21 protein-coding genes and 1 riboswitch are annotated in these 22,477 nt (G+C 66.4%); of the genes, 18 read left to right on the top strand and 3 right to left on the bottom strand.

Annotation, left to right across the window (positions count from 1 at the left end; translation table 11 throughout):
• The first annotated feature begins 45 nt into the window (after positions 1–45).
• The 6 genes from FHJ30_RS12120 (at position 46) to ftsY (ending at position 7,521) form a co-directional block, all read left to right on the top strand.
• A complete protein-coding gene (locus FHJ30_RS12120; RefSeq protein ID WP_139029545.1) occupies positions 46–570 on the top strand; it encodes a DUF177 domain-containing protein in 525 nt (174 codons plus the stop codon).
• A 36-nt stretch (positions 571–606) separates the two neighbouring features.
• On the top strand, positions 607–810 hold the full coding sequence (gene rpmF / locus FHJ30_RS12115) for a 50S ribosomal protein L32 (protein WP_009356569.1): 204 nt from the start codon (positions 607–609) through the stop codon (positions 808–810).
• A 21-nt stretch (positions 811–831) separates the two neighbouring features.
• The gene (gene rnc / locus FHJ30_RS12110; RefSeq protein WP_139029771.1) at positions 832–1,554 is read left to right on the top strand and encodes a ribonuclease III; all 723 of its coding nucleotides are present in this window, start codon (positions 832–834) and stop codon (positions 1,552–1,554) included.
• Between the two features lie 4 nt (positions 1,555–1,558).
• Positions 1,559–2,539 (top strand): bifunctional DNA-formamidopyrimidine glycosylase/DNA-(apurinic or apyrimidinic site) lyase, encoded by a 981-nt coding sequence (gene mutM / locus FHJ30_RS12105; protein ID WP_139029544.1) that lies wholly within the window; start codon positions 1,559–1,561, stop codon positions 2,537–2,539.
• A gap of 110 nt (positions 2,540–2,649) precedes the next feature.
• The gene (gene smc, locus FHJ30_RS12100; RefSeq protein ID WP_171059007.1) at positions 2,650–6,237 is read left to right on the top strand and encodes a chromosome segregation protein SMC; all 3,588 of its coding nucleotides are present in this window, start codon (positions 2,650–2,652) and stop codon (positions 6,235–6,237) included.
• A gap of 75 nt (positions 6,238–6,312) precedes the next feature.
• A complete protein-coding gene (ftsY, locus tag FHJ30_RS12095; RefSeq protein ID WP_139029543.1) occupies positions 6,313–7,521 on the top strand; it encodes a signal recognition particle-docking protein FtsY in 1,209 nt (402 codons plus the stop codon).
• 80 nt (positions 7,522–7,601) lie between these two features.
• Here the strand turns inward: ftsY and FHJ30_RS12090 are convergent, their stop codons facing one another.
• Positions 7,602–8,843: an MFS transporter gene (locus tag FHJ30_RS12090; protein ID WP_373683149.1), complete on the bottom strand. Its 1,242-nt coding sequence runs from the start codon at positions 8,841–8,843 to the stop codon at positions 7,602–7,604.
• A 233-nt stretch (positions 8,844–9,076) separates the two neighbouring features.
• On the opposite strand from FHJ30_RS12090, the gene FHJ30_RS12085 reads away from it, so the two are divergent.
• Both FHJ30_RS12085 and FHJ30_RS12080 read left to right on the top strand, forming a co-directional pair.
• Positions 9,077–10,435, top strand: a complete 1,359-nt coding sequence (locus FHJ30_RS12085; RefSeq protein ID WP_139029542.1) for an ammonium transporter — start codon at positions 9,077–9,079, stop codon at positions 10,433–10,435.
• Complete coding sequence (locus FHJ30_RS12080) at positions 10,432–10,770, top strand: P-II family nitrogen regulator (protein ID WP_013601408.1); 339 nt, start codon at positions 10,432–10,434, stop codon at positions 10,768–10,770. Before FHJ30_RS12085 ends, FHJ30_RS12080 begins: the two co-directional genes overlap by 4 nt.
• A gap of 127 nt (positions 10,771–10,897) precedes the next feature.
• Here FHJ30_RS12080 and FHJ30_RS12075 read toward each other — a convergent pair whose 3' ends face one another.
• A complete protein-coding gene (locus tag FHJ30_RS12075; RefSeq protein ID WP_139029541.1) occupies positions 10,898–12,301 on the bottom strand; it encodes a glucose-6-phosphate dehydrogenase in 1,404 nt (467 codons plus the stop codon).
• Positions 12,302–12,419: 118 nt separating this feature from the next.
• Between FHJ30_RS12075 and ffh the strand changes: the two genes are divergently transcribed.
• Positions 12,420–14,003, top strand: a complete 1,584-nt coding sequence (gene ffh / locus FHJ30_RS12070) for a signal recognition particle protein (RefSeq protein ID WP_139029540.1) — start codon at positions 12,420–12,422, stop codon at positions 14,001–14,003.
• A gap of 107 nt (positions 14,004–14,110) precedes the next feature.
• Positions 14,111–14,842 (top strand): alpha/beta hydrolase, encoded by a 732-nt coding sequence (locus FHJ30_RS12065; RefSeq protein ID WP_139029539.1) that lies wholly within the window; start codon positions 14,111–14,113, stop codon positions 14,840–14,842.
• Between the two features lie 4 nt (positions 14,843–14,846).
• Here FHJ30_RS12065 and thiC read toward each other — a convergent pair whose 3' ends face one another.
• Positions 14,847–16,667, bottom strand: a complete 1,821-nt coding sequence (gene thiC / locus FHJ30_RS12060; protein WP_139029768.1) for a phosphomethylpyrimidine synthase ThiC — start codon at positions 16,665–16,667, stop codon at positions 14,847–14,849.
• A riboswitch (TPP riboswitch) is annotated at positions 16,668–16,775 on the bottom strand.
• Between the two features lie 90 nt (positions 16,776–16,865).
• Here thiC and FHJ30_RS12055 point away from each other — a divergent pair.
• From FHJ30_RS12055 to rplS, 8 genes are all read left to right on the top strand, one after another.
• Entirely contained in the window at positions 16,866–17,885 is a 1,020-nt protein-coding gene (locus FHJ30_RS12055; RefSeq protein WP_139029538.1) for an amidohydrolase family protein, read from the top strand.
• A gap of 110 nt (positions 17,886–17,995) precedes the next feature.
• Positions 17,996–18,871, top strand: coding sequence for a VOC family protein (locus tag FHJ30_RS12050; RefSeq protein ID WP_139029537.1), 876 nt, complete (start codon positions 17,996–17,998; stop codon positions 18,869–18,871).
• A 141-nt stretch (positions 18,872–19,012) separates the two neighbouring features.
• On the top strand, positions 19,013–19,453 hold the full coding sequence (locus FHJ30_RS12045; RefSeq protein WP_171059032.1) for a hypothetical protein: 441 nt from the start codon (positions 19,013–19,015) through the stop codon (positions 19,451–19,453).
• Between the two features lie 216 nt (positions 19,454–19,669).
• Positions 19,670–20,092 (top strand): 30S ribosomal protein S16, encoded by a 423-nt coding sequence (gene rpsP, locus FHJ30_RS12040; RefSeq protein ID WP_102974722.1) that lies wholly within the window; start codon positions 19,670–19,672, stop codon positions 20,090–20,092.
• A gap of 1 nt (position 20,093) precedes the next feature.
• Positions 20,094–20,336 (top strand): RNA-binding protein, encoded by a 243-nt coding sequence (locus FHJ30_RS12035; protein ID WP_018759999.1) that lies wholly within the window; start codon positions 20,094–20,096, stop codon positions 20,334–20,336.
• Between the two features lie 110 nt (positions 20,337–20,446).
• Entirely contained in the window at positions 20,447–20,995 is a 549-nt protein-coding gene (gene rimM / locus FHJ30_RS12030; RefSeq protein ID WP_139029535.1) for a ribosome maturation factor RimM, read from the top strand.
• Positions 20,996–21,820, top strand: a complete 825-nt coding sequence (trmD, locus tag FHJ30_RS12025; protein WP_139029534.1) for a tRNA (guanosine(37)-N1)-methyltransferase TrmD — start codon at positions 20,996–20,998, stop codon at positions 21,818–21,820. It begins immediately after the preceding gene.
• Between the two features lie 270 nt (positions 21,821–22,090).
• Complete coding sequence (gene rplS / locus FHJ30_RS12020) at positions 22,091–22,450, top strand: 50S ribosomal protein L19 (protein ID WP_050054723.1); 360 nt, start codon at positions 22,091–22,093, stop codon at positions 22,448–22,450.
• Positions 22,451–22,477 lie beyond the last annotated feature (27 nt).

Raw genomic sequence — 22,477 nt, 5'->3', positions numbered from 1 at the left:
ATATGTTCAACAGGAGTTCTCATTAAAAGAGGTGCTGGTTCGCCCCTGGCGTTCGACGTCAAGGACCTCGGGCGCAGCCCGGGAAGCATGCGGACACTGAAGGAACATGTACCCGCGCCAAGTGATCTTGGCGTGGCGCTCATTGGCGTTCAGGAAGGCTCGGATGTCGAGCTGGACCTGAGGCTTGAAGCCGTACACGAAGGAATTTTGGTATCAGGAACCGTGCTCACCGAGGTAACAGGTGAATGCGGCCGATGCCTGGATCCCCTTGCGTATGACCTCGAGGTCAATGTGCAAGAACTTTTCTTCTATGAGGGTGTGGAGCTCTCGGACGAAGAAGATGATGAAGAGCAACGTCGAGTCGAGCACGATGTAATCGATCTTGAACCGGTGTTGCGGGACGCAGTGGTGACCGCGCTGCCGTTCCAGCCGGTGTGCCGGGAAGACTGCCAGGGCCTTTGCTCCGAATGCGGAGTTCGCCTGGAAGACGAGCCGGGGCACCACCACGAGGTCTTGGATCCTCGCTGGGCTGCCCTAGCTGATATGGCTAAGCCTGACCGGCAAAATTGATTTGTACGTGTTTGTCTAGAGAGAAATGAGTTAGCCGTGGCTGTTCCCAAGCGGAAAATGTCTCGCTCGAATACCCGCGCCCGCCGCTCCCAGTGGAAGGCGACCGCCCCCCACCTGGTGAAGACCGTCGAGAACGGCCAGGTCACCTACAGCCTGCCGCACCAGGCAAAGGTTGTCACCGACTCGGCCGGCACTGCGCTGTTCCTTGAGTACAAGGGACGCAAGGTCGCGGACGTCTAATCGGCCACTCAGGCTGACATGATGTCTTCAACTGAAGAGCTTCTGAAGCGTCTCGGTGTCTCTATTGACGCCGGGACGCTTCGTCTTGCGCTCACACACCGTTCCTACGCCTACGAAAACGGCGGCATACCCACCAACGAGCGGCTCGAATTCCTGGGTGATTCCATCCTGGGGTTCTCCGTGACCGACGCGCTGTACCGGGACAACCCGGAACTGCCCGAAGGCGAGCTCGCCAAGCGGCGCTCCGCCGTCGTCAGCACCCGTGCGCTGGCCGGCATCGGACGCAGCCTGGGCATCGGGGACTACATCTACCTTGGACAGGGCGAGAAGCTCACCCACGGCAACAACAAGGCCTCCATCCTGGCTGACACTATGGAAGCCCTGATCGGGGCCACCTACGTGTCCAACGACATCGAAACAGCGCGCCAGCTGGTGATGCGCCTGATCGGTCCCCTGCTGAAGGACGCGGCCGCCCTCGGCGCGGGAACGGACTGGAAGACCAGCATCCAGGAACTCGCGGCCAGCCGCCAGCTCGGAACCATCCACTACGCCGTGGACGGCTCGGGGCCGGACCATGCCCGCACGTTCACCGCCGTCCTCCACGTGGGCGGCACCGCCTATGGCAAGGGTTCCGGCCATTCGAAGAAGGAAGCGGAGCAGGAAGCGGCCGCCGACGCGTGGCGGGTGCTTACCGGGGCCGCAGCGGGGGCAAAAAAGTCCGCCGGTTCCGTCCCCGCCAAGTAGCGCCGTGCCCGAACTTCCCGAAGTTGAGGTGGTCCGCCGCGGCCTGGTGAGCTGGGTCCGCGGCCGGACCATCACCTCCGTGGAGGTCCTTGATCCGAGGTCCGTGCGCCGCCACGCCCTGGGTGTGGAGGACTTCACCGGGAACCTGGAAGGCGCCACGGTCGCAGACGTCGTCCGGCGGGGCAAGTTCTTGTGGATGCCGCTTCTGGAAGCCTGCAACGGGGGTGGCGTCGCCGGAGCCGCGCCGGTGCCAACCATGGACCGTCCGCGCGTTGCCCTCATGGCCCACCTGGGGATGAGCGGCCAGCTCCTGATGCAGGACCGGGAGGTCCCGGACGAAAAGCACCTGAAAGTCCGTTTCAGGCTCACCCCCAGTGACGGCATGCCCGAACAGCTCAGGTTCGTGGACCAGCGGATCTTTGGCGGACTGTTTGTCACGGCGATGGTCCCAACGGACGACGGCGGCCCCGGCGGCCTTGCCGAATCACCCCTGCCCTTGATTGCTGAGGAAGCGTCGCACATCGCACGGGACCCCCTGGACCCCGCCTTCTCCTTCGACCTTTTCTACCGGCGCCTCCGCAAGCGCAAGACCGGCCTGAAGCGGGCCCTGCTGGACCAGGGACTGGTCTCGGGAATCGGGAATATCTACGCCGACGAAGCGCTGTGGAGGGCGCGGCTCCACTACGCCCGGCCCACGGACACCCTGCGGCGTGCCGATGCCGAAAGGGTGCTCGCCAGCGCCCGGGAGGTCATGCTGGACGCGCTTGCTGCCGGCGGAACGAGCTTCGACTCGTTGTACGTGAACGTCAACGGTGCCTCCGGATACTTTGACCGGTCCCTCAATGTCTATGGCCGGGAAGGTCAGGCCTGCAAACGCTGCGCCGCAGCGGGAATCCACGCCGTCATCCGCCGCGAGCAGTTCATGAACAGGTCCTCGCACACGTGCCCCGTCTGCCAGCCGCGTCCCCGGAACGGCCGTTGGTAGGCGCCGCGGAGGACTCCACGGCAGGGCCGAATCCCGGACTTTGCGCCAGAACCCGCTAGATTTAGGACAGCGAAGCAGCCGCCTCAGCCATTCAGGAGATCCGAAAAGCCTTGCACCTCAAAAGCCTGACCGTCCGGGGGTTCAAGTCATTCGCGTCCGCCACCACCTTCAATTTCGAGCCAGGGGTCACCGCGGTGGTTGGCCCCAACGGCTCCGGGAAGTCCAACGTGGTGGACGCCCTGGCGTGGGTCATGGGCGAGCAGGGGGCCAAAACCCTCCGCGGCGGCAAGATGGAGGACGTCATTTTCGCCGGTACGTCCGGCCGGCCGCCCCTTGGCCGGGCCCACGTCTCCCTGACCATTGACAACACTGACGGCGCCCTGCCCATCGAGTACAGCGAAGTGACCATTTCGCGGACGCTGTTCCGTACGGGCGGATCCGAATACGCCATCAACGGTGCGGGCTGCCGCCTGCTGGACATCCAGGAACTTCTGTCCGATTCCGGCCTGGGCCGCGAGATGCACGTCATCGTCGGCCAAGGACAGCTGGACCGCGTCCTCCATGCCACGCCGGAGGACCGGCGGGGCTTTATCGAGGAAGCCGCCGGCATCCTGAAGCACCGCCGGCGCAAGGAACGGACGGTGCGCAAACTGGAGGCCATGCAGGCAAACCTGCAGCGCCTCACGGACCTCACCGGAGAAATCCGGCGCCAGCTCACCCCGTTGGGGAAACAGGCGGAAGTGGCCCGCCGGGCCCAGCGGGTCCAGTTCGATGTCCGCGATGCCCGTGCCCGCCTGCTGGCCGATGACCTGGTGCAGCTCCAGTTGGCACTTGAACAGGACGTGGCGGACGAGGCTGCCCTAAAGGAACGGCGGGCCCTCGCCGGCCAGCAGCTCGAGGCCGGCCGCCGCCAGCAGGCTGAACTGGAGCAACTGGCTGCTGTTGCGACCCCCCGGCTGAATGCCGCAAGGGACGCCTGGTACCGGCTGTCCGCCGCCAGGGAGCGGCTGCGTTCACTCGGCTCCCTGGCCCAGGACCGCAGCCGCCTCCTGGGGTCCGTGGAGGCGCCGCCGTCGGGCCGGGATCCGGAACAACTGGAGCGCCAGGCAGCCAGGGTCCGCGAGGAGCTCGCCGAGCTTGAGCGCAGCATCCTTGACCGGCGAGCCGCCTTGGACACCGCCAGCGCGGCAAAAGCCGGGGCCGAGCGTGCCGCGCTCGAAGAGGACAAGCGGCTCACCGCGGAGCTGAGGGCGGCGGCTGACCGGCGCGAAGGGCTGGCCCGGCTGGCGGGCCAGGTTGCGGCGGCGAGGTCCCGCGTTGAGTCCGCCCAGGCGGAACTGGGAAGGCTTCGTGAATCCCTTGCCGCCGGGACCGAGCGCCGGGCACGTGCCCAGGCCGAATTCACGGCACTGGAAAACCAGGTGGCCGGTGTGGAAGAGGGAGAGGAATCCCTTGACGCCGATTACGAGGCCGCCAGTGATGCCCTCAACGCAGTGGTCCAGGAAATCGCCGGCCTGAAGTCAGCCGTCAGCGAGGGGGTACGGAAGCGGGATGCGCTGGCGGCGCGCCGGGACGCATTGAAGCTGGGCCTCGAACGGAAGGACGGGGCGAGGCACGCGCTGCACGCCGGCCTCGATGGAATCCTTGGTACCTTGGCGGCCGGAATCACGGTGGAAGCCGGCTTTGAGACGGCGATAGCCGCCGCCTTGGGGGAGGCCTCCGAGGCAATCGTGGTCCGGGATGCGGAGGCGGCAACGGCCGTGCTCCAGCTCCTCAAGGATGACGACGCCGGGCGGGCGTCACTGCTCCTCGAACCGGCGGGGGCCACGGCCGGACACCAAGCCGACTTTGGCGCGTCCCTCCCCACAGGCGCGCGCTGGGCGGGGGCCCTCATCAGCAGCGGCACCTCCTACGCAGGCCTGGTCGCGTCCCTGTTGGCCCGCACCGCCGTCGTCCCCGACATCCGGGCAGCGTCCGCCCTGGTGGCGGAACATCCCGGGCTGACGGCCGTCACCACCGCCGGGGATGTCTTCACCGCACTGTCAGCCACAGGCGGCTCGGCCAAGGCGCCGTCCCTCCTTGAGGTGCAGGCGGCAGTGGACGACGCCGAGAGCCGGCTTGCGGAGGTCACGACAGGCCTGGAGCGGAACAGGTTCGCCCTTGCCGCTGCCGAGGCAAAGCGGACGGAGGTGCAGGAACAGGCCGATGCCGCGCTGGACAGACTGCACGAATCCGACGCCAAGCTCGCCGCAGTGGCGGAACGCCTCGGCCACCTGAACTCCCTACTCCGCAGCGCCGTCGGTGAAAGCGACCGCCTGGCGGCGTCGCTGGCCAGGGCCGAGGACAACGTGGCGGCAGAGGAGGAGGCGCTCGCCGCCGTGGCCGCACGCCTGGCGGCAGCACAGGAAGCGCCTGCGGAGCAGGAGCCGTCAACTGACCACCGCGACGCCCTGGCCCAGGCTGCGGCCCACGCACGGGCCGCGGAGGTTGAGGCACGCCTGGCGCTTCGCAGCGCCGAAGAGCAGCTCTCTGCCACCAGGAACCGCGTGGCATCACTGGAACGGGCCGCCGCCACGGAGCGCCGGGCCCGGGAGGAAGCCGCCGAGCGCGCGCGCGTGCGCCGCATCCAGGCGCGCCGCGCGGCCGCCGTGTCCGCCGCCGTCGGCCTGGCACTCCGCCACGTTGACGTGTCCGTGGACCTGGCGCGGCATGAACGCGACCTTGCCGAAGAAAACCGGGAGCAGCGTGACCAGGCCCTCGCGGAGGTCCGGACCGCCAATGAACTCCTGGCGCGGGAACTGGACGACCTCACGGACAACGTCCACCGCGACGAACTCGCCCGCGCCCAGCAAAGGGCGCGGATCGAAGCGCTGGAAACCCGCTCCATCGACGAACTGGGAATAACCCCGGACGCCTTGGTGGCCGAGTACGGCCCGGACGTTCCCGTTCCGGTTCCGGCCGAGGAAAGCGGCGACAAATGGGCGGCCCTCCGCGCTCCGGTGGACGACGCCGGCTCGGAGATCGTCGAGGGAAAGCCGTACGTCCGCGAAGAGCAGGAGAAGCGGCTGCGGAAGGCCGAACGGGACCTCGCCAGCCTGGGCCGGGTGAACCCCCTGGCGCTGGAGGAATTCGCCGCGCTGGAGGAGCGCCATCAGTTCCTCAGCACCCAGCTTGAGGACCTGAAGGCCAGCCGGAAGGACCTGCTGGACATCATCAAGGAGGTGGATGACCGCGTTCAGCGCGTCTTCACCGAGGCCTTCGAAGACACCCAGGCCCAGTTCACCAGGGTCTTCGCCCGGCTCTTCCCGGGCGGTGAGGGGCGCCTGGTGCTCACCGACCCCGCCGACATGCTCACCACCGGAATCGAGGTGGAGGCGCGTCCGGCCGGAAAGAAGATCAAGCGGCTCTCGCTTCTGTCCGGCGGGGAACGCTCGCTGACCGCGGTGGCTCTGCTGGTGGCGATCTTCAAAGCACGGCCCTCGCCCTTCTACGTCATGGACGAGGTGGAAGCTGCCCTGGATGACACCAACCTGGGCCGGCTCATCACCATCTTTGAGGAACTCCGGGAATCCAGCCAGCTCATCGTCATCACCCACCAGAAGCGGACCATGGAAGTGGCGGACGCGCTGTACGGCGTCACCATGCGGGGCGACGGCGTCTCCACGGTGATCAGCCAGCGGCTCGGGGCCGACGTATGACCGGCCGGGTGTAACGGCAGGTCAACTGCACGCCCGCCCCCGGAAGGCCCCCGGTGCGTATGAGAAGCTAGGGGAGTGAATGACATCCTTCCCATAATTCTGTCCATTCTTGCTGCCCTGGTGGTTATTGGCGGGCTGATTCCGGTCCTCATGAAGACCCGGAAGAACATCACCCGGTACCCTGGCACGCGCGATGCCAACGACCCCGTCCTGCCGCGGGGCGGGAGCACTGCCGTGGAGGACCGGCCCGGCCCAGTGGCGGACCGGACTGCCCCGGACGGCGTGGACCTGGCGGGGCTGGAAACCGCCGAGGTCCCGGACACCGCGGCCGGGCTGGAAGTCATTCCGGTGGAGACACCGCTTCCCGTGGCCGGCCGGCTGGTCCGGCTGCGCGAGCGCCTGGTCCGGTCCAACAACATCATGGGCAAGGGGCTCCTAGCCCTGCTCTCAAGCGACAAGATCGACGAGAACGTGTGGGACGAGGTGGAGGAAACCCTCCTGCTGGCGGACCTGGGCACCGAACCCACCATGCAGCTCGTGGACGCCCTCCGCGAACGGGTCAAGGTCCTGGGCACCCGGACCCCGGAGCAGGTCAAAGAGCTGCTCCGCGAAGAGCTCATCAAGCTCGTGGACCCCACCATGGACCGCACCCTCAACGTCCAGCGCCACGCTGACAAGCCGGCCGTCATGATGGTGGTGGGCGTCAATGGCGTGGGAAAGACCACCACCGTGGGCAAACTCGCCCGCGTGCTCGTGGCGGAGGACAAGGATGTCCTCCTCGGCGCTGCGGATACCTTCCGCGCCGCGGCGGCCGAACAGCTGGCCACGTGGGGCCAGCGGGTGGGGGTACCGACTGTGAAGTCGGACATCGACGGCGCCGATCCTGCCTCCGTTGCCTATGAAGCAGTCAAGGCCGGCATTGACCAGGAAGTGGATGTGGTCATGATCGACACTGCAGGCCGGCTGCAGAACAAGGTGGGCCTCATGGACGAGCTGGGCAAGGTCAAGCGCGTTATCGAGAAGCTGGCGGAGGTGGACGAGGTCCTCCTGGTGCTGGATGCCACCACCGGCCAGAACGGCCTCAACCAGGCCCGCGTCTTCTCGGAAGTCGTGAACATCACGGGCATTGTCCTGACCAAACTGGACGGAACCGCCAAGGGCGGCATCGTCGTCGCCATCCAAAAGAGCCTCGGCGTCCCGGTCAAGCTGATCGGCCTGGGCGAGGGGGCGGACGACCTCGCCCCCTTCGATGCAGAGGCCTTTGTGGACGCGCTGCTGAACTGACCCGACGCCATTTCGTCGTGTAAAACGGCGGCCGTCCCACAGGGGCGGCCGCCGATTTCGTCAGTGGGCAGGGCCCACGGTCAGGACTTTGCTGCCCGCAGCGTTTCGCGGGTGGCGGCCCAGCCCGCGGCCGCCACGAGCATGATGCCGCCGGTCACCCCGAAAGCCCAGCCGTAGCCGAGCCGGTCCGCCAGCACACCCGCCAGGACCGGCCCAACGATCGCGCCGACGTCGGACGTCATTTGGTAGGCGGCCAGGACCTTGCCCCCGGAGCGGCCGCTGCCGATCACGTCTGCGACGGCGGCCTGCTGGGCAGGGCCGAAGAGGCCGGAGCCGATGCCCGACAGCGCCGACGCCGCAAGGAACCAGCCCAGCCCGGACGTAAAACCGATGGCAGCGGTGGCGGCCCCGGCAACAACCAGGCCGGCAATCATCATGGGCCTGCGGCCCAAGGTGTCAGCCAGCCGGCCGGAGAAGGTGAGGGCTGCGGCGTTCCCGGCGGCAAAGACCGCCAGCGCAAACCCGGCCGCCTCGGGTCCCGCCCCGAGTGCCGCCACCGCGAACAGCGGAACAGTGGCCATCCTGACTCCAAAAGTAGCCCAGCCATTCACGAAGCTGGACAGCAGGGCGATCCGGTAGGGGCCCATGGCCAGCGCTTCGCCCAGCGGCATGTCCGGCGCGCGTTCCTGCCTGTCCCCGCCGCCCCGGCGCTGATGGCTCAGCTGTGTCTGGACCACGACGGCGGCCATCACCAGGGCGGCCGCGTAGGCCAGGAAGGGAACGCGCAGGCCGAAGCCGGCCAGCAGCCCGCCGACGATCGGGCCGCAGACATTGCCGATGAGGAAGGCCGACGCGTAGGCGCCGGAAACGCGGCCCCTGCTCTCCGGCGGAGCAAGCCGCACCACCAGTGCCATCGAAGCGACCGTGAACATCACCGATCCGGCGCCGCCAAGCCCCCGGAACAGCAGGAGCTGCCAATAGTCCTGGGCGAACGCGCAGGCGGCCGTGGAGGCAGCCACGATCAGCAGGCCCATGACGTAGACGGGCCGTTCGCCGAGCCGGCCAATCAGGGCACCGCCGGCCGGCGCGAAGACCAGCCGCATGAACGCGAAGATCGCCACGATCACCGAAGCTTCGGTATTTCCCACGCCGAAGGTTGTGGCGAACTGTGGCAACACGGGCGCAACAAGGCCGAATCCAAGGGCAATGAGGAAGGCCGCGGCCAGCATCACCTTGATGTCGCGCGGCAGCTTTTGCCTCCCGGGGTGCAGCAGGGAAAAAATCCGCGCTGTGGCGCGGCTCACGCGGGGTACTGCCGTCATGGTCGAAGGATCCTTGCGTACTGGGGTGCCGGGCATCGGCGGGAGAGGGGAAACATAACCGTAACAAGCCGGATATGCACCATTTACTTCCTAGAGGTTGTTGTAACAGCCCCGCAATCTAAATCCTCCGCGGCCGAAACACGGCGCCGACACACTCGTTACAGGACGCAAAAGGCGTTGGCAGGCGGATCATCTCCGCAATTTCGACCAAATCGATAAGAGAGGCGTGCACCATGGAACTTACCGCAGGTCACGTATGGATCATGGTGTCGGCGGCGCTTGTGCTGTTCATGACACCGGGTCTGGCATTTTTCTACGGCGGCATGACCCGGGCCAAGGCCGCGCTGAACATGATGATGATGAGCTTCATCTCCATCGGCATGGTTGGCGTTGTCTGGGTCCTCTGGGGCGCCTCCATGAGCTCCGGCGAGGGCTTCCTCCAGATCGTGGGCAACCCCTTCGCCACCTTCGGGCTGGAGGGCATTGACACCCCGGACGGACTGATCAAGGTCGGCTACGCCGCCACCTTCGCCATCATCACCGTCGCACTGATCAGCGGCGCCATTGCCGACCGCGCCAAGTTCGGCGCCTGGTCCGTGTTCGTGCCCGTCTGGGTCACCCTTGTCTACTGCCCGCTGGCCTTCATGGTGTGGGGCGGCGGACTGTTCGGTCCTGAAGGTGCAGTGGGCCAGGCGCTTGGCCCGGCCATCGACTTCGCCGGCGGCACCGTGGTCCACATCAACGCAGGTGTTGCAGCGCTGGTCCTGGTCCTCATCATCGGCAACCGCAAGGGCTTCGGTAAGGACCCGAACCACCGCCCGCACAACATCCCGTTCGTCATGCTCGGCGCAGCCATCCTCTGGTTCGGCTGGTTCGGCTTCAACGGCGGTGCCGCCACCACCGCTGAGCAGGGCGGCCTCATCTGGGTCAACACCCTCGCCGCCCCGGCTGCCGCGATGCTCGGCTGGCTGGTCACCGAGCGCATCCGCGACGGCCACCCCACCTCCCTGGGTGCCGCCTCCGGTGTTGTTGCCGGCCTCGTTGCCATCACTCCCGCCTGCGCCAACGTCAGCCCCGTCGGTGCCCTCGGCCTCGGCGTCGTCGCCGGTGTCGCCTCGGCCCTCGCAGTGGGACTGAAGTTCCGCTGGGGCTTCGATGACTCCCTTGACGTCGTCGGCGTGCACCTTGTCTCGGGCATCATCGGCACCGTGGCCCTCGGCTTCATCGCGCTGCCCACCGACGGTGTGGGCGGCGGCCTCTTCTACGGCGGCGGCATGACCCAGATGTGGGCGCAGCTCGCAGCGGCCGGCATCGCCATCGCGTACTCGGCAATCCTGACGGCGATCATCGCCTTCGCCATCCACAAGACCATGGGCTTCCGGGTCTCGCAGGAACAGGAAACGGTGGGTGTGGACCTCAGCCTGCACGCCGAGACCGCCTACGAGTTCGGTGTGGGCGGACACGGTGGAAGCTTCCAGCCGCTGCACGACATGATCACCGGCAAGACCCAGCAGGACGCGGCGCAGACTTCCGGCGCAGCGGGTGCGCCGAAGACCGAATCAGCAACAGGTAAGGAAAGCGTGGGGGCATGAAACTGATTACTGCGATCGTCCGGCCGGAAAAGCTCGAGGCCATCCGGGAAGGGCTGGAAGCCTACGGCGTGCAGGGCCTGACGGTCAGCGCGGCCAGCGGTTACGGCCGGCAGCGCGGTTACACCGAGGTGTACCGCGGAGCGGAGTACAACGTGGACCTGCTGCCAAAAATCCGGGTGGAGGTCCTGGCCACGGACGAACAGGCAGATGACATCCTGGACGTCATCATCGCCAGCTCGAACACCGGCCGTGCAGGTGACGGCAAGGTGTGGACGGTGGACGTTTCCGAGGCGGTGCGGGTCCGCACCGGCGAACGCGGCGTCGCCGCAATCTAGGACAGCAACACAGCACCAACATCAGCAGGGCGGGCAGGGTAACCGGAAGGTTCCCTGCCCGCCCTGCTGTGCCGCGTCCTTTGCCGGCCCGCAGGCTGGACGCAGCCGCCATATAGCCGCGCCGGACTCAGTCTCCCGGCACCGTGCCGGGCCAGCCCGCGGGCCCGGCCGATCCGGCGTCGTATTCTTCCAGCGGGACGGAATCCTGCTGCCAGGCTTTGAGCACAGGTTCAACGATGCGCCAGCATTCCTCCGCCGTGTCGCCGCGGACGGATAGCAGCGGGTCGCCCGCGAGCACTCCCTCAAGGACCTCACCGTAGGGGAGGAGGTCGGACGCGCTCAGTTCCGCGTCGAGGGTGATGCGGCCCAGGCTGAAGATGTTCCCGGGACCATTGACGTCGACGTCGAACGCCAGGGTGTCCGGCCCAAAACCGATCCTTAGCTTGTTCGGGGAGTCAACGCCGGTAAAGCCCAGGGGAAGGTGGGGCACCGGACGGAAAGTGACCACGGCTTCCTTGCGCTTGACGCCCAGCGCCTTGCCGGAACGAAGAATGAAGGGGACGCCCTTCCAGCGCCAGTTGTCGATGTTCACCTGGATTTCGGCCAGGGTCTCTGTGCCGCGGGCCGCGTCCACGCCATCCTCCCGCGCATAGTCGGGGACCTCCTTCCCCGCCACTTCACCCGCCGTGTAGCGTGCCCTGCGGGTGGAACCGGCGTAGGCCTCCGGGACGCTGCTGGCGCGCAGGACGGTGGAGATGGCGTCGCGGAGGTCCCGTTCGCCGATAGTGGCCGGTGGCTCGATGGCCATCAGGGCCATGATCTGAAGGAGGTGGCTCTGGATCATGTCCCGGAGAGCTCCCGCGCCGTCGTAATAGCGGGCCCTTCCCTCCAGCGCGAGGTCTTCGTCAAAGATGATTTCCACTTTTTCCACGTGGTGGCGGTCCCAGACGGGCTCCAGGAAGTTGTTGGCGAACCGCAGGCCCAGGATGTTCAGGACGGTGGCCTTGCCCAGGAAGTGGTCCACCCGGTGGATGTGGTCTTCCGGGACCAGCCGGACCAGCGTTTGATTGAGCGCCCGGGCAGACTCCTGGCTGGAGCCGAAGGGCTTTTCCATCACCAGCCGCGTGCCGGCCGGAACCTGGCCGGGCCTGAGCGCCTCACAGGCGAGCTGGCTGACCCTTGGCGGGAGGGCAAAGTACACGGCGGTGGGCCCTTCCAACTCGGCAAGCAGCGCCGCCAGGGCGCCGTCGGCAGTGACATCAAGCTGGTGGTAGACAGTTTCCTTTTCCAGCGACTGCAGGGCTTCTTTCCCTTCAGGATCGGCAGGTCCGGCAGCTGCTTCGAAGGCCGCGTGCACCCGTTCGCGCCACTGTTCCGGGGTCCACGGATCGGACCCTGCACCGACGAGCCGAAGACCCGTGGCCCGGCCCTTTGCCGCCAGGCGCGCCAGGCCGGGCAGGAGCAGCCGGCCCGTGAGGTCGCCGGAAGCGCCGAGGATGAGGAGGGTTTTTACAGTTGGTTGGCTCGTCATTTTGCCAGCATGCCACCTTGGGGGTCCGACTTGGTACCCTAGATAGTCGAGTCCCGATCATCCACGGCCTATGATCATCCACAGCCTTTGATCATCCACAGAAAGAAGTGCACGTCGCGTGTTCAATTCACTCTCTGACCGGTTGACAGCAACCTTCAAGAACCTGCGCGGTAAAGGCAGGCTCTCCGAGGCCGACGTCGATGCCACAGTCCGCGAGATCCGCCGTGCCCTCCTGGATGCCGACGTTGCAGTTCCCGTTGTCCGTGAATTCACCGGCCGGGTGCGGGAACGGGCCCTGGGTGCCGAGGTGTCCGGTGCGCTGAACCCGAGCCAGCAGATCGTCAAGATCGTCAACGAGGAGCTGGTGGAGATCCTCGGCGGTGAAACCCGCCGGATCCGCCTGGCCAAGAACGGCCCCACCATCATCATGCTGGCCGGCCTGCAGGGCGCCGGTAAGACCACCCTCGCCGGCAAGCTGTCCAAGTGGCTTAAGGCCCAGGGCCACAGCCCCATCCTGGTGGCCTGCGACCTGCAGCGCCCCAACGCGGTCACCCAGCTGCAGGTGGTGGGCCAGCGCGCCAAGGTGCCCGTATTCGCGCCGCACCCGGGAGCCACATCCTCCGAGCTCGAGCACCCTGCCGGCGACCCCGTGGCGGTCGCCCGCGCCGGCGTGGAGGAAGCCCGCCAGAAGCTGCACGACGTCGTCATTGTGGACACCGCCGGCCGGCTCGGCGTTGACGCGGACATGATGGAGCAGGCGCGCCAGATCCGCCGCGCCATTGTGCCCAACGAAGTCCTGTTCGTCATCGACTCCATGATCGGCCAGGACGCCGTAAACACGGCGCTTGCCTTTGACGAGGGCGTCAACTTCACGGGCATCGTCCTGTCCAAGCTCGACGGCGACGCGCGCGGCGGTGCCGCGCTCTCGGTGGCGTCGGTCACCGGCAAGCCCGTGATGTTCGCGTCCACCGGCGAAGGCCTGGACGACTTCGAGCTGTTCCACCCGGACCGGATGGCTTCGCGCATCCTGGACATGGGTGACGTCCTGACGCTGATTGAGCAGGCGGAGAAATCCTGGGACAAGGACGAAGCCGCCCGGATGGCGAAGAAATTCGCCGACCAGGAAGACTTCACCCTTGAGGACTTCCTGGCCCAGATGCAGCAGATCCGCAACATGGGCTCGATGAAGAAAATGCTCATGATGATGCCGGGCGCGCAGAACATCCGCCAGCAGCTGGAGCAGTTCGACGAACGCGAGATCGACCGCGTCGAGGCCATCGTCCGTTCCATGACCCCGCACGAGCGTGTTGCGCCCAAGATCATCAACGGCTCCCGCCGTGCCCGTATTGCCCGCGGTTCCGGTGTCCACGTCTCCGAGGTCAACGGGCTGCTTGAGCGCTTTGCCCAGGCCCAGAAGATGATGAAGAAGATGGCCCAGGGCGGCATGCCGGGGATGCCCGGAATGCCGGGCATGCCGGGGGCCGGTGGCGGGGCGCGGAAGAACGCCAAGAACGCCCCCAAGAAGAAGGCGAAGTCCGGCAACCCGGCCAAGGCCGCCCAGGAGCGGAAGGACGCCGAGGCCCGCCGGGCGAACGCGGCCAAGGCGTTGCCCACCGGCGCTGCCTTCGGCCAGCAGGGCGGCGACTTCGACCCGTCCCAGCTGAACCTGCCCAAGGGCTTCGACAAGTTCCTGGGCAAGTAGCCATCCCTGTCTCCCAACCAGGTAGCGCCAAGTGTCGTTTTGACGGTTCATAACGACACTTGGCGCTACCTGGTTGGGATGTCGGGGCTGTGGAATAGGGTTGGGTCATGTTCAAGCAGAGGGTAGTGTTCGTGCACGGCGCGGGCAGCTTCGGCGCCGCCGCCTGGCCCCGCCAGCATGGCCTGGCACTGTCCTATGACGCCTTGTTCCTGCGCCGCCACGGCTACGATCCCGTGGCGGAGCCAGTGGAATCCTCCTTCGACGAGGACGCCCGGATCCTGCTGCGGTCGCTGGCCGATGACGGCCGGGGCGCCGTAGGCGGACACATCGTGGCACACGCCCAAGGCGCCATCGCAGCGATGATGGCCGCCGTCGAACGTCCCGACCTTGTCTACTCGCTGACGCTGGTGGAGCCAGCCTGCCTGTCCCTGACCGCGGAACTGCCGGCCACGGCAGCCCACATCGCGCTAATGAGGCCACTCCTGGACATCCGGCACCAACTCAGTGATGAGGACTTCCAGCGGGAATTCGTCCGCCGGGTCTACGCCACGGACCTGCAACATCCGGTCACGGTGGAAGAAAAGCGGTCCGCCCGGCGGCTGCGGCTGCAGGTGCCGTCGTGGGAAGCGCCGCTGCACATCGTTCCCGGTGTGCCTACGCTCGTCCTGACGGGCGGCTGGGAGCCGCTTTACGAAGAGATCGCGGGCTACCTCCGGGAGACCGGCGCCCTGCACCGCACTGCGGCGGGAGGGCACCGGCCCCAGGATTCAATCGAAGGGGACCGCATCATCCGCTCGTTTATCGGTGACGCCAGCCGGGTCCAGGCACGCGCCTCCTGAAACGTTAGCTTCCGGCGGCAACGCGGGGCTCCGGCAGGTACACCTTGCCGCCGGCCGCCCGGAATTCCTCGCTTTTGCCCTTCATTCCCGCCGCAGCCTCGGCCAGGGCTGCCTGCGATTCAGCGGAGCCGTATTCATCCCGGATGTCCTGGCTGATCCTCATGGAACAGAATTTGGGGCCGCACATGGAGCAGAAATGCGCGGTTTTGGCAGGTTCGGCGGGCAGCGTCTCATCGTGGAAGGCTTCAGCAGTGACAGGGTCCAGGGACAACGCGAACTGGTCGCGCCAGCGGAACTCGAAGCGCGCCTTGGACAGCGCATCATCACGCTCGTGCGCACCCGGGTGGCCCTTGGCAAGGTCCGCCGCGTGCGCCGCGATCTTGTAGGTGATCACCCCGGTCTTTACGTCGTCCTTGTTGGGCAGCCCCAGGTGCTCCTTGGGCGTGACATAACACAGCATGGCGGTGCCGTAGCGGGCGATCTCGGTGGCACCGATGGCCGAGGTGATGTGGTCATAGCCCGGCGCCACGTCCGTCACCAGCGGCCCGAGCGTGTAGAAGGGCGCACCCTTGCACAGCTCCTGCTGGCGCTCCACGTTTTCGCGGACCAGGTGGAACGGGATGTGGCCCGGACCCTCAACCATCACCTGGACGTCGTATTCCCAGGCGCGCTGCGTCAGCTCCGCCAGCGTGTCCAGTTCGGCGAATTGCGCTGCGTCGTTGGCGTCCGCCGTCGCCCCGGGCCGCAGGCCGTCGCCCAGGGAAAACGCGACGTCGTACCGTGCGAAAATCTCGCAGAGCTCGTCAAAGTGGGTGTAGAGGAAGTTCTCCCGGTGGTGCGCCAGGCACCAGCCGGCCATGATGGAACCGCCGCGGGACACGATGCCGGTGACCCGGTTTGCCGTCAGGGGAACGTACCGGAGCAGGACCCCGGCGTGGATGGTCATGTAGTCCACACCCTGCTCGCACTGCTCAATAACGGTGTCGCGGAAAACCTCCCACGTAAGGGCATTGGCTTCCCCATTGACCTTCTCGAGCGCCTGGTAGATGGGGACGGTGCCGATTGGCACGGGCGAGTTGCGGATAATCCATTCGCGGGTGGTGTGGATGTCATCTCCGGTGGAAAGGTCCATCACCGTGTCCGCGCCCCATTGGGTGGCCCACTGCAGTTTGTCCACCTCCTCGGCGATCGAGGACGTGACCGCAGAGTTGCCGATGTTCGCGTTGATCTTCACCAGGAAGGCCTTGCCGATGATCATCGGCTCGGACTCAGGGTGGTTGATGTTGCTCGGGATGATGGCGCGGCCCGCAGCCAGTTCGCTGCGGACCAGTTCCACATCGCAGTTCTCCCGCAGCGCCACGAAACGCATCTCCGGGGTGATGACGCCCTGCCGCGCATAGTGCATTTGCGTCACGGTCCTGCCGTCGACGGCGCGGCGGGGCACGGGGCGCGCTCCCTTCCACTCCGCGCTGGCAGCGCCCCGGCGGACAGCCGAGCGGCCGTCGTCGAGCAGGTTCCGTTCCCTGCCGCTGTACGCCTCGGTGTGCCCGCGCGCTTCGATCCAGTCCGTCCGGACGGGAAGGAGGCCGCGGACGGGGTCGCTCCCGGGCCCTGCCGTCCGGTAGGTCCGGAACGGGCCGTTGGGCTGCCCGTTCGGTGAGTCCGTCAGCTCTATTTCCGTGACGGGTACCCGGATGCCCGCCGCCTCATCGTGGACAAACGCCAACGAGCGGGACTTCAGGGATTGCGTGACAGCAGGCTGGTTTTGGCTGGTTTCCTCCGCGACTGGCGGGTTGTGGGCAGGGTTCAGCTGTGCAGTTTGCATACTCAAGGAATACTCACTTCCTTCGCCGGCATTACCCGGACAGGTTCGACGGTCGCAGGCTGCGTCAGCCCGATCTCAGCCCCTGCAGGGGCACCCGTGTGGTCAAGATGAAAGCTACCACACGCCCGCAAGGGCAAACGCGAGGGGGCCTTGCCACGTTGGCCGGTGCTAGCCTGTCCGGGCGAGGAGAGGAAGGCCATGCCAGAAATCATCCAGTTCACCGGAACTGTGCTTACCGGGCCGGACAGCGAGGCCCGCGGCCTGTGGTCCATTAACGGCAGGCTGACGTTCCGCCAACCGGCGAAGGCGCCGGACAGGATCCTGGCCGGCTGGGTGCTGCCGGGCTTCGTGGATGCCCACTGCCACATCGGCTTGGGGGTGGGAGGTGCAGTGGATGCGGCCACCGCCGGGGACCAGGCCCGGACGGACTTGATAGCCGGCACGCTGTTGGTCCGGGACGCAGGATCCCCTGCCGACACCAGGTGGCTGCAGGGCGGGAGCGACGCGGAAGAGGTTGAGCCGGACGGCCTGGTGGAGGCTGTCCGCAAGCAGGCCCGGGACGGTGACGGCTGGGTCAAACTCGTGGGGGACTGGATCGACCGCTATGCCGGCGACCTGGCCCCGTCCTTTCCTGCCGCCGTCGTCCGTGATGCAGTCCAGGCCGCCCACGATGAGGGTGCGCGCGTTACCGCGCACTGCTTTGCCGAAGAGACGCTCGACGACGTGCTGGATGCCGGCATCGACTGCGTGGAGCATGCCACCGGCCTGCTGCCACGCCACCTTCCCCGGTTTGTGGAGCAGCGGGTACCCATCGTGCCCACTTTGATCAACATTGCCACGTTCCCGGACATCGCGGCGCAGGCCGATCCCAAGTTCCCCGCATACGCGGCGCATATGCGTGCGCTGTGGGAACGGCGGGAGGAACGGGTGCTTGAGGCCTACGAGGCCGGGGTGCGGATTTACGCCGGAACGGATGCCGGGAGTGTCATCACGCACAGCAGGATCGCCGATGAGATCCTCGCCCTCCACGCGGCAGGACTGCCCATCGCCGCTGCGTTGGACGCGGCGTGCTGGAGCGCCCGGACGTGGCTGGGCGCGGAGGGAATTGCGGAGGGGGCGCGGGCTGACGTTGTGCTCTGCAGGGAGGACCCGCGAATGGTGCCGGACACGGTCCGTGACCTGGCGCACGTTGTCTTGGGAGGACGGTTGGTCCGCTGAAACTGCCGGGCGAATGTCGAAAATTGGGACTTGGAATAAATTGAAGCTTCAAGTAATTTTAAGAGTGAAAGGCCTCCAGATCGGATGGCCCACAGCACCGGGAGTTTTCAATGACTGCACAAGCCGCCAGCCAGGATCTCCTTCCTGCCGACCTTGCCATGGGCACCGTGATGCTCAAGGTGGGCGACATGAAGGTCATGACCGACTACTACCAGCGCGCCCTGGGCCTGGAGGTCGTCGCGGAGCAGGACGGCGGGCTTTACCTCGGCCGGCTGCAGAGGCCGCTGGTGCACCTTGCCCCCGCTCCGGGCCTGAACCTCCCGGGCAGGGGAGAGGCCGGCCTTTTCCACACTGCGCTGCTGTTCGAGAACCAGGCGGACCTTGCCGCCACCATCGCCACCGCCGCCCAGTTCGAGCCCCGCTCCTTCACCGGCAGCGCAGACCACCTGGTCAGCGAGGCCTTCTACTTCACCGACCCGGAAGGCAATGGGATCGAGCTCTACTGGGACCGGCCGCGCAGCAACTGGTCCTGGAATGGCACTGACGTGGTGATGGACAGCCTGGCCCTTCCGCCGCAGCGCTACCTGGAGCAGCACCTCACCGAGGAGTCCCTGGAACGCCAGCGCGGAACGGTTGCCGGCGTGGGCCACGTGCACCTTCAGGTGGGTGACGTCCAAACGGCCCGCGACTTCTACGTTGGGACCCTCGGATTCGAAAAGACCGCCGGCTGGCACGGCCAGGCCCTGTTCGTCTCGGCGGGCCGGTACCACCACCACATGGCAATGAATGTCTGGAACAGCCGCGGCGCGGGGCCGCGCAAGGACACGCTCGGCCTGGGTGAGGTCCTCATCGAGGTTCCGTCAGGGGACGACGTCGGCGCCCTCGCCGACCGCCTTAAGGTTGCCGGTGTTGCCGCCCACCACACCGGCGCCGAACTCCGGTTCGAGGATCCGTGGCGCAACAGGATCCGGGTCGCCGTCCGCTGACAGCGGCGTTTTGTGTACCGGGCGGGTGGTGGCATGGGCAGGTGCCGCCGGGGGTATCTGTACTAGGCTGAAACCGAACCGCCGGGCGGCACGCGCTGCCCCCCGGCAGGCCGCACCGTCAACGGAATGAGGGCACTTCCCATGGGCTTCACCGAAATCTTTGTTGCCACCCACGACGCCGCACTGAAGCGCGGCGGCATCCTGGATAAAGGCGGCAGTGCCCCCGGCGGCGACGCCGTCCGGATCCCGGGAATCAGCGACTTTGAAGTGGAGCAGCTGGGTGACCTGGCCGGCACCGCGGTCCACGCCGGCGGGGCCGACTATGAGCTGACCATGGTGGACGTGGCGAGCGATTCGCTGCTCGCGGTTCCCCCGGCGATGGTGCGTGCCCTGGCGGACCTCCTGTCCTACGAAACCGAAGGGGAGGGCGACGTCCTCGAAGACGTCGCTGAGCAGTGGGCGGCACAGGATGACATGCCGTTCGGTGCTGCCCAGGCGCGCACCTACGTCCGGCAGCTTGCTGAAATGGCCGGCAGGATCGATGACTCGGAGCGCACGGGCCTCTACGTCTGGTCCGCCTGAGCCGTCCGTGCCCATCCGTCCGGGCAGCGCGAGCAGGGCCGGTACGTGTCAAGTCGAAATCCGGACGCTGATCTGGCACAATAAACAGGTACTCGATCTGCGTGGCCCCTCTCTCCGCGTCCGGATCCTGTCCTTCGAACCCGCAAGTACGGCCCGCCCCACGGGTGCAGAAAGCCGGGTTCACCCCCTTTTTCTGAAACAGGAGTGACCACAACAGTGGCCGTAAAGATTCGCCTTAAGCGCTTTGGCAAGATGCGCGCACCGTACTACCGCATCGTCGTCGCGGACTCACGCACCAAGCGTGACGGCCGTGCCATCGAAGAAATCGGTAAGTACCACCCCACCGAAGAGCCCTCATACATCGAGGTCAACTCCGAGCGTGCGCAGTACTGGCTGTCCGTCGGCGCCCAGCCGTCCGAGCAGGTCGCCGCGATCCTCAAGATCACCGGTGACTGGCAGAAGTTCAAGGGCCTGCCGGGCCAGGAAGGCACCCTGAAGACCAAATCTGAGAAGGTCGCCTTCGTTGCCCCGGAGAAGGGTTCCGTCATCATCCCGGAAGCCATCACCAAGAAGGCATCCAAGTCTGATGCAGCCGAAGCACCCGCCGAGGCCGAAGCAGAGACCACCGAGGCTGAGTAGATTGCTGGCAGAAGCGCTGGAACACCTGGTCCGCGGAATCGTTGATTCCCCGGATGACGTCAAGGTCAGCTCCAAGAACAACCGCCGCGGGGACACCCTCGAAGTGCGTGTTCACCAGGACGACCTCGGACGGGTGATTGGCCGCCAGGGCCGCACGGCGCGTGCACTGCGCACCGTGGTGGCAGCCTTGGCCGGCGGTGAGCCGGTAAGGGTCGACGTCGTCGACACCGACCGCCGCCGCTGAGCGCTCGGCAATATCAGTTTTAGCTCCGGCCCTTCCACCAACGCGGTGGAGGGGCCGGAGTGCTTTCACCAGGACACCGTGGACCAACCACAACCCGAACAGAGGAACACATGCAGCTTCAGGTGGCACGAATCGGCAAACCCCATGGCATCCGCGGGGAAGTAACCGTCCAGGTCCTGACCGATGCCCCTGGGGACCGGTTTGTCCCGGGTGCCGAGTTCATGGTGGAACCGGCATCCGTCGGCCCGCTCACTGTGAACAGCGCCCGGTGGAACAAGGACATCCTGCTGCTGGGCTTCGAGGAGATTGAAACCCGCAATGAAGCGGAAACCCTCCGTGGTGCCAAGCTCTTCATCGAAACCGAAGAGCTGGAGGAGGACGACGACGAAGGCTGGTACGAGCATGAACTCGTCGGCCTGGAGGCCCGGGTGGGCTCAAACGTCGTGGGCAAGGTGGCCGCGCTGAACACCGGAACCGCGCAGGACCTGCTGATGGTCACCACCCCGGACGGCGGCGAGATCCTGGTTCCGTTCGTCGAGCAGATTGTTCCTGAAGTCAATGTCGAGGGCGGCTACATCCTCCTCACGCCGCCGGACGGCCTTTTCGAGCTGAATGCGGAGACAGAAGCAGCCCCTTCGGAGCCGGAAGGCAAAGCGTAGATGCGGATCGACGTCGTCAGCATCTTTCCGGAGTACCTGGCGCCGCTGGAACTGTCACTGATTGGCAAGGCCAGGCAGGACGGGATCCTGGACCTGCGCGTCCACGATCTCCGCGCCTTCACCACGGACCGGCACCGGACTGTGGATGACACGCCCTATGGCGGCGGTGCGGGAATGGTCATGAAGCCCGAACCCTGGGCGCAGGCCCTGGCCTCCATTGCAGAAGGCCGCCCGGAAGGGGCGGCAAGGCCCGTGTTGATCGTTCCCTCACCGGCAGGGGAGCGCTTCACCCAGGCGCTGGCGCACGAACTGGCGGAACACGAGCACCTGGCATTCGCCTGTGGACGCTACGAGGGCATCGACGAACGCGTGATCGAGTGGTCCCGGGAACACTTCGACGTCCGTCCCATCAGCCTGGGGGACTATGTCCTGAACGGGGGCGAGGTGGCGGTCCTGGCCATGGTGGAGGCCATCGGCCGCCTGCTGCCGGGCGTGGTGGGCAATCCGGAATCGCTGGTGGAGGAATCCCACTCCGACGGCCTCCTGGAGTATCCCGTCTACACCAAGCCCTCCGTGTGGCGTGAACGGGAAGTGCCGGCCGTGCTCTTAAGCGGCAACCACGGCAAGATCGCGCAGTGGCGCCGGCATGAACAGTTCCGGCGGACGGCAGAGCGCCGGCCAGACCTCCTCGAAACGTTCGACGCTGGAAAGCTGCCACGCGCGGACCGCGCCGAACTGCAGGAACTGGGATACGACGTCGTCGACGGACGCCTGCGCCGGCGCCCTGGCGCTGAAGGTGCCGAGCAGGACGCGGCCTCCTCCTAGGCGGTCGGGGGCGGCCATATATTCTTCGGGTGGTTGCGGGGATTGGCTGTAACCTCCGCGATGTGGCAAAATTAGTCCTTGTGTCTGCTGGGTCCGCACCTGCCACAGGGGGAGCGCAACCAACAGCTAAGACAACCGGCCCCGTCAATCAGTGAAGCGGCCGGACCACTTAACTTTCGGCAGCAATCTCCGGTTACGCCACCAGCGTTCCGGGCTTGCCTGCCGTGACCCAAAGTGAATGACCTGTGGCGTTCACCAGGAGTGCACATCATGCATATTCTCGATTCCGTCGATGCAGCCTCGCTGCGTACCGATGTTCCCGCGTTCCGCGCCGGTGACACCCTCAAGGTTCACGTGAACATCATCGAAGGCAAGAACACCCGTGTCCAGGTATTCCAGGGCTTCGTCCTGGGCCGCCAGGGCGAGGGTGTCCGCGAAACCTTCACCGTCCGCAAGGTGTCCTTCGGTGTCGGCGTGGAGCGTACCTTCCCGGTTCACTCCCCGATCATCGAAAAGATCGAGGTCGTTACCAAGGGTGACGTCCGCCGCGCCAAGCTTTACTACATGCGTGCACTGCGCGGTAAGGCTGCGAAGATCAAGGAAAAGCGCGACTTCAGCACCGCCAAGTAAGTCCCTTCGGACCTACGAAGGCTGGGC

The sequence above is a fragment of the Arthrobacter sp. BB-1 genome, assembly GCF_006151685.1.
Taxonomy (GTDB): domain Bacteria; phylum Actinomycetota; class Actinomycetes; order Actinomycetales; family Micrococcaceae; genus Arthrobacter.
Note: the sequence above shows the minus strand (reverse complement) of the source record. Positions and strands in the feature narration are given on the sequence as shown.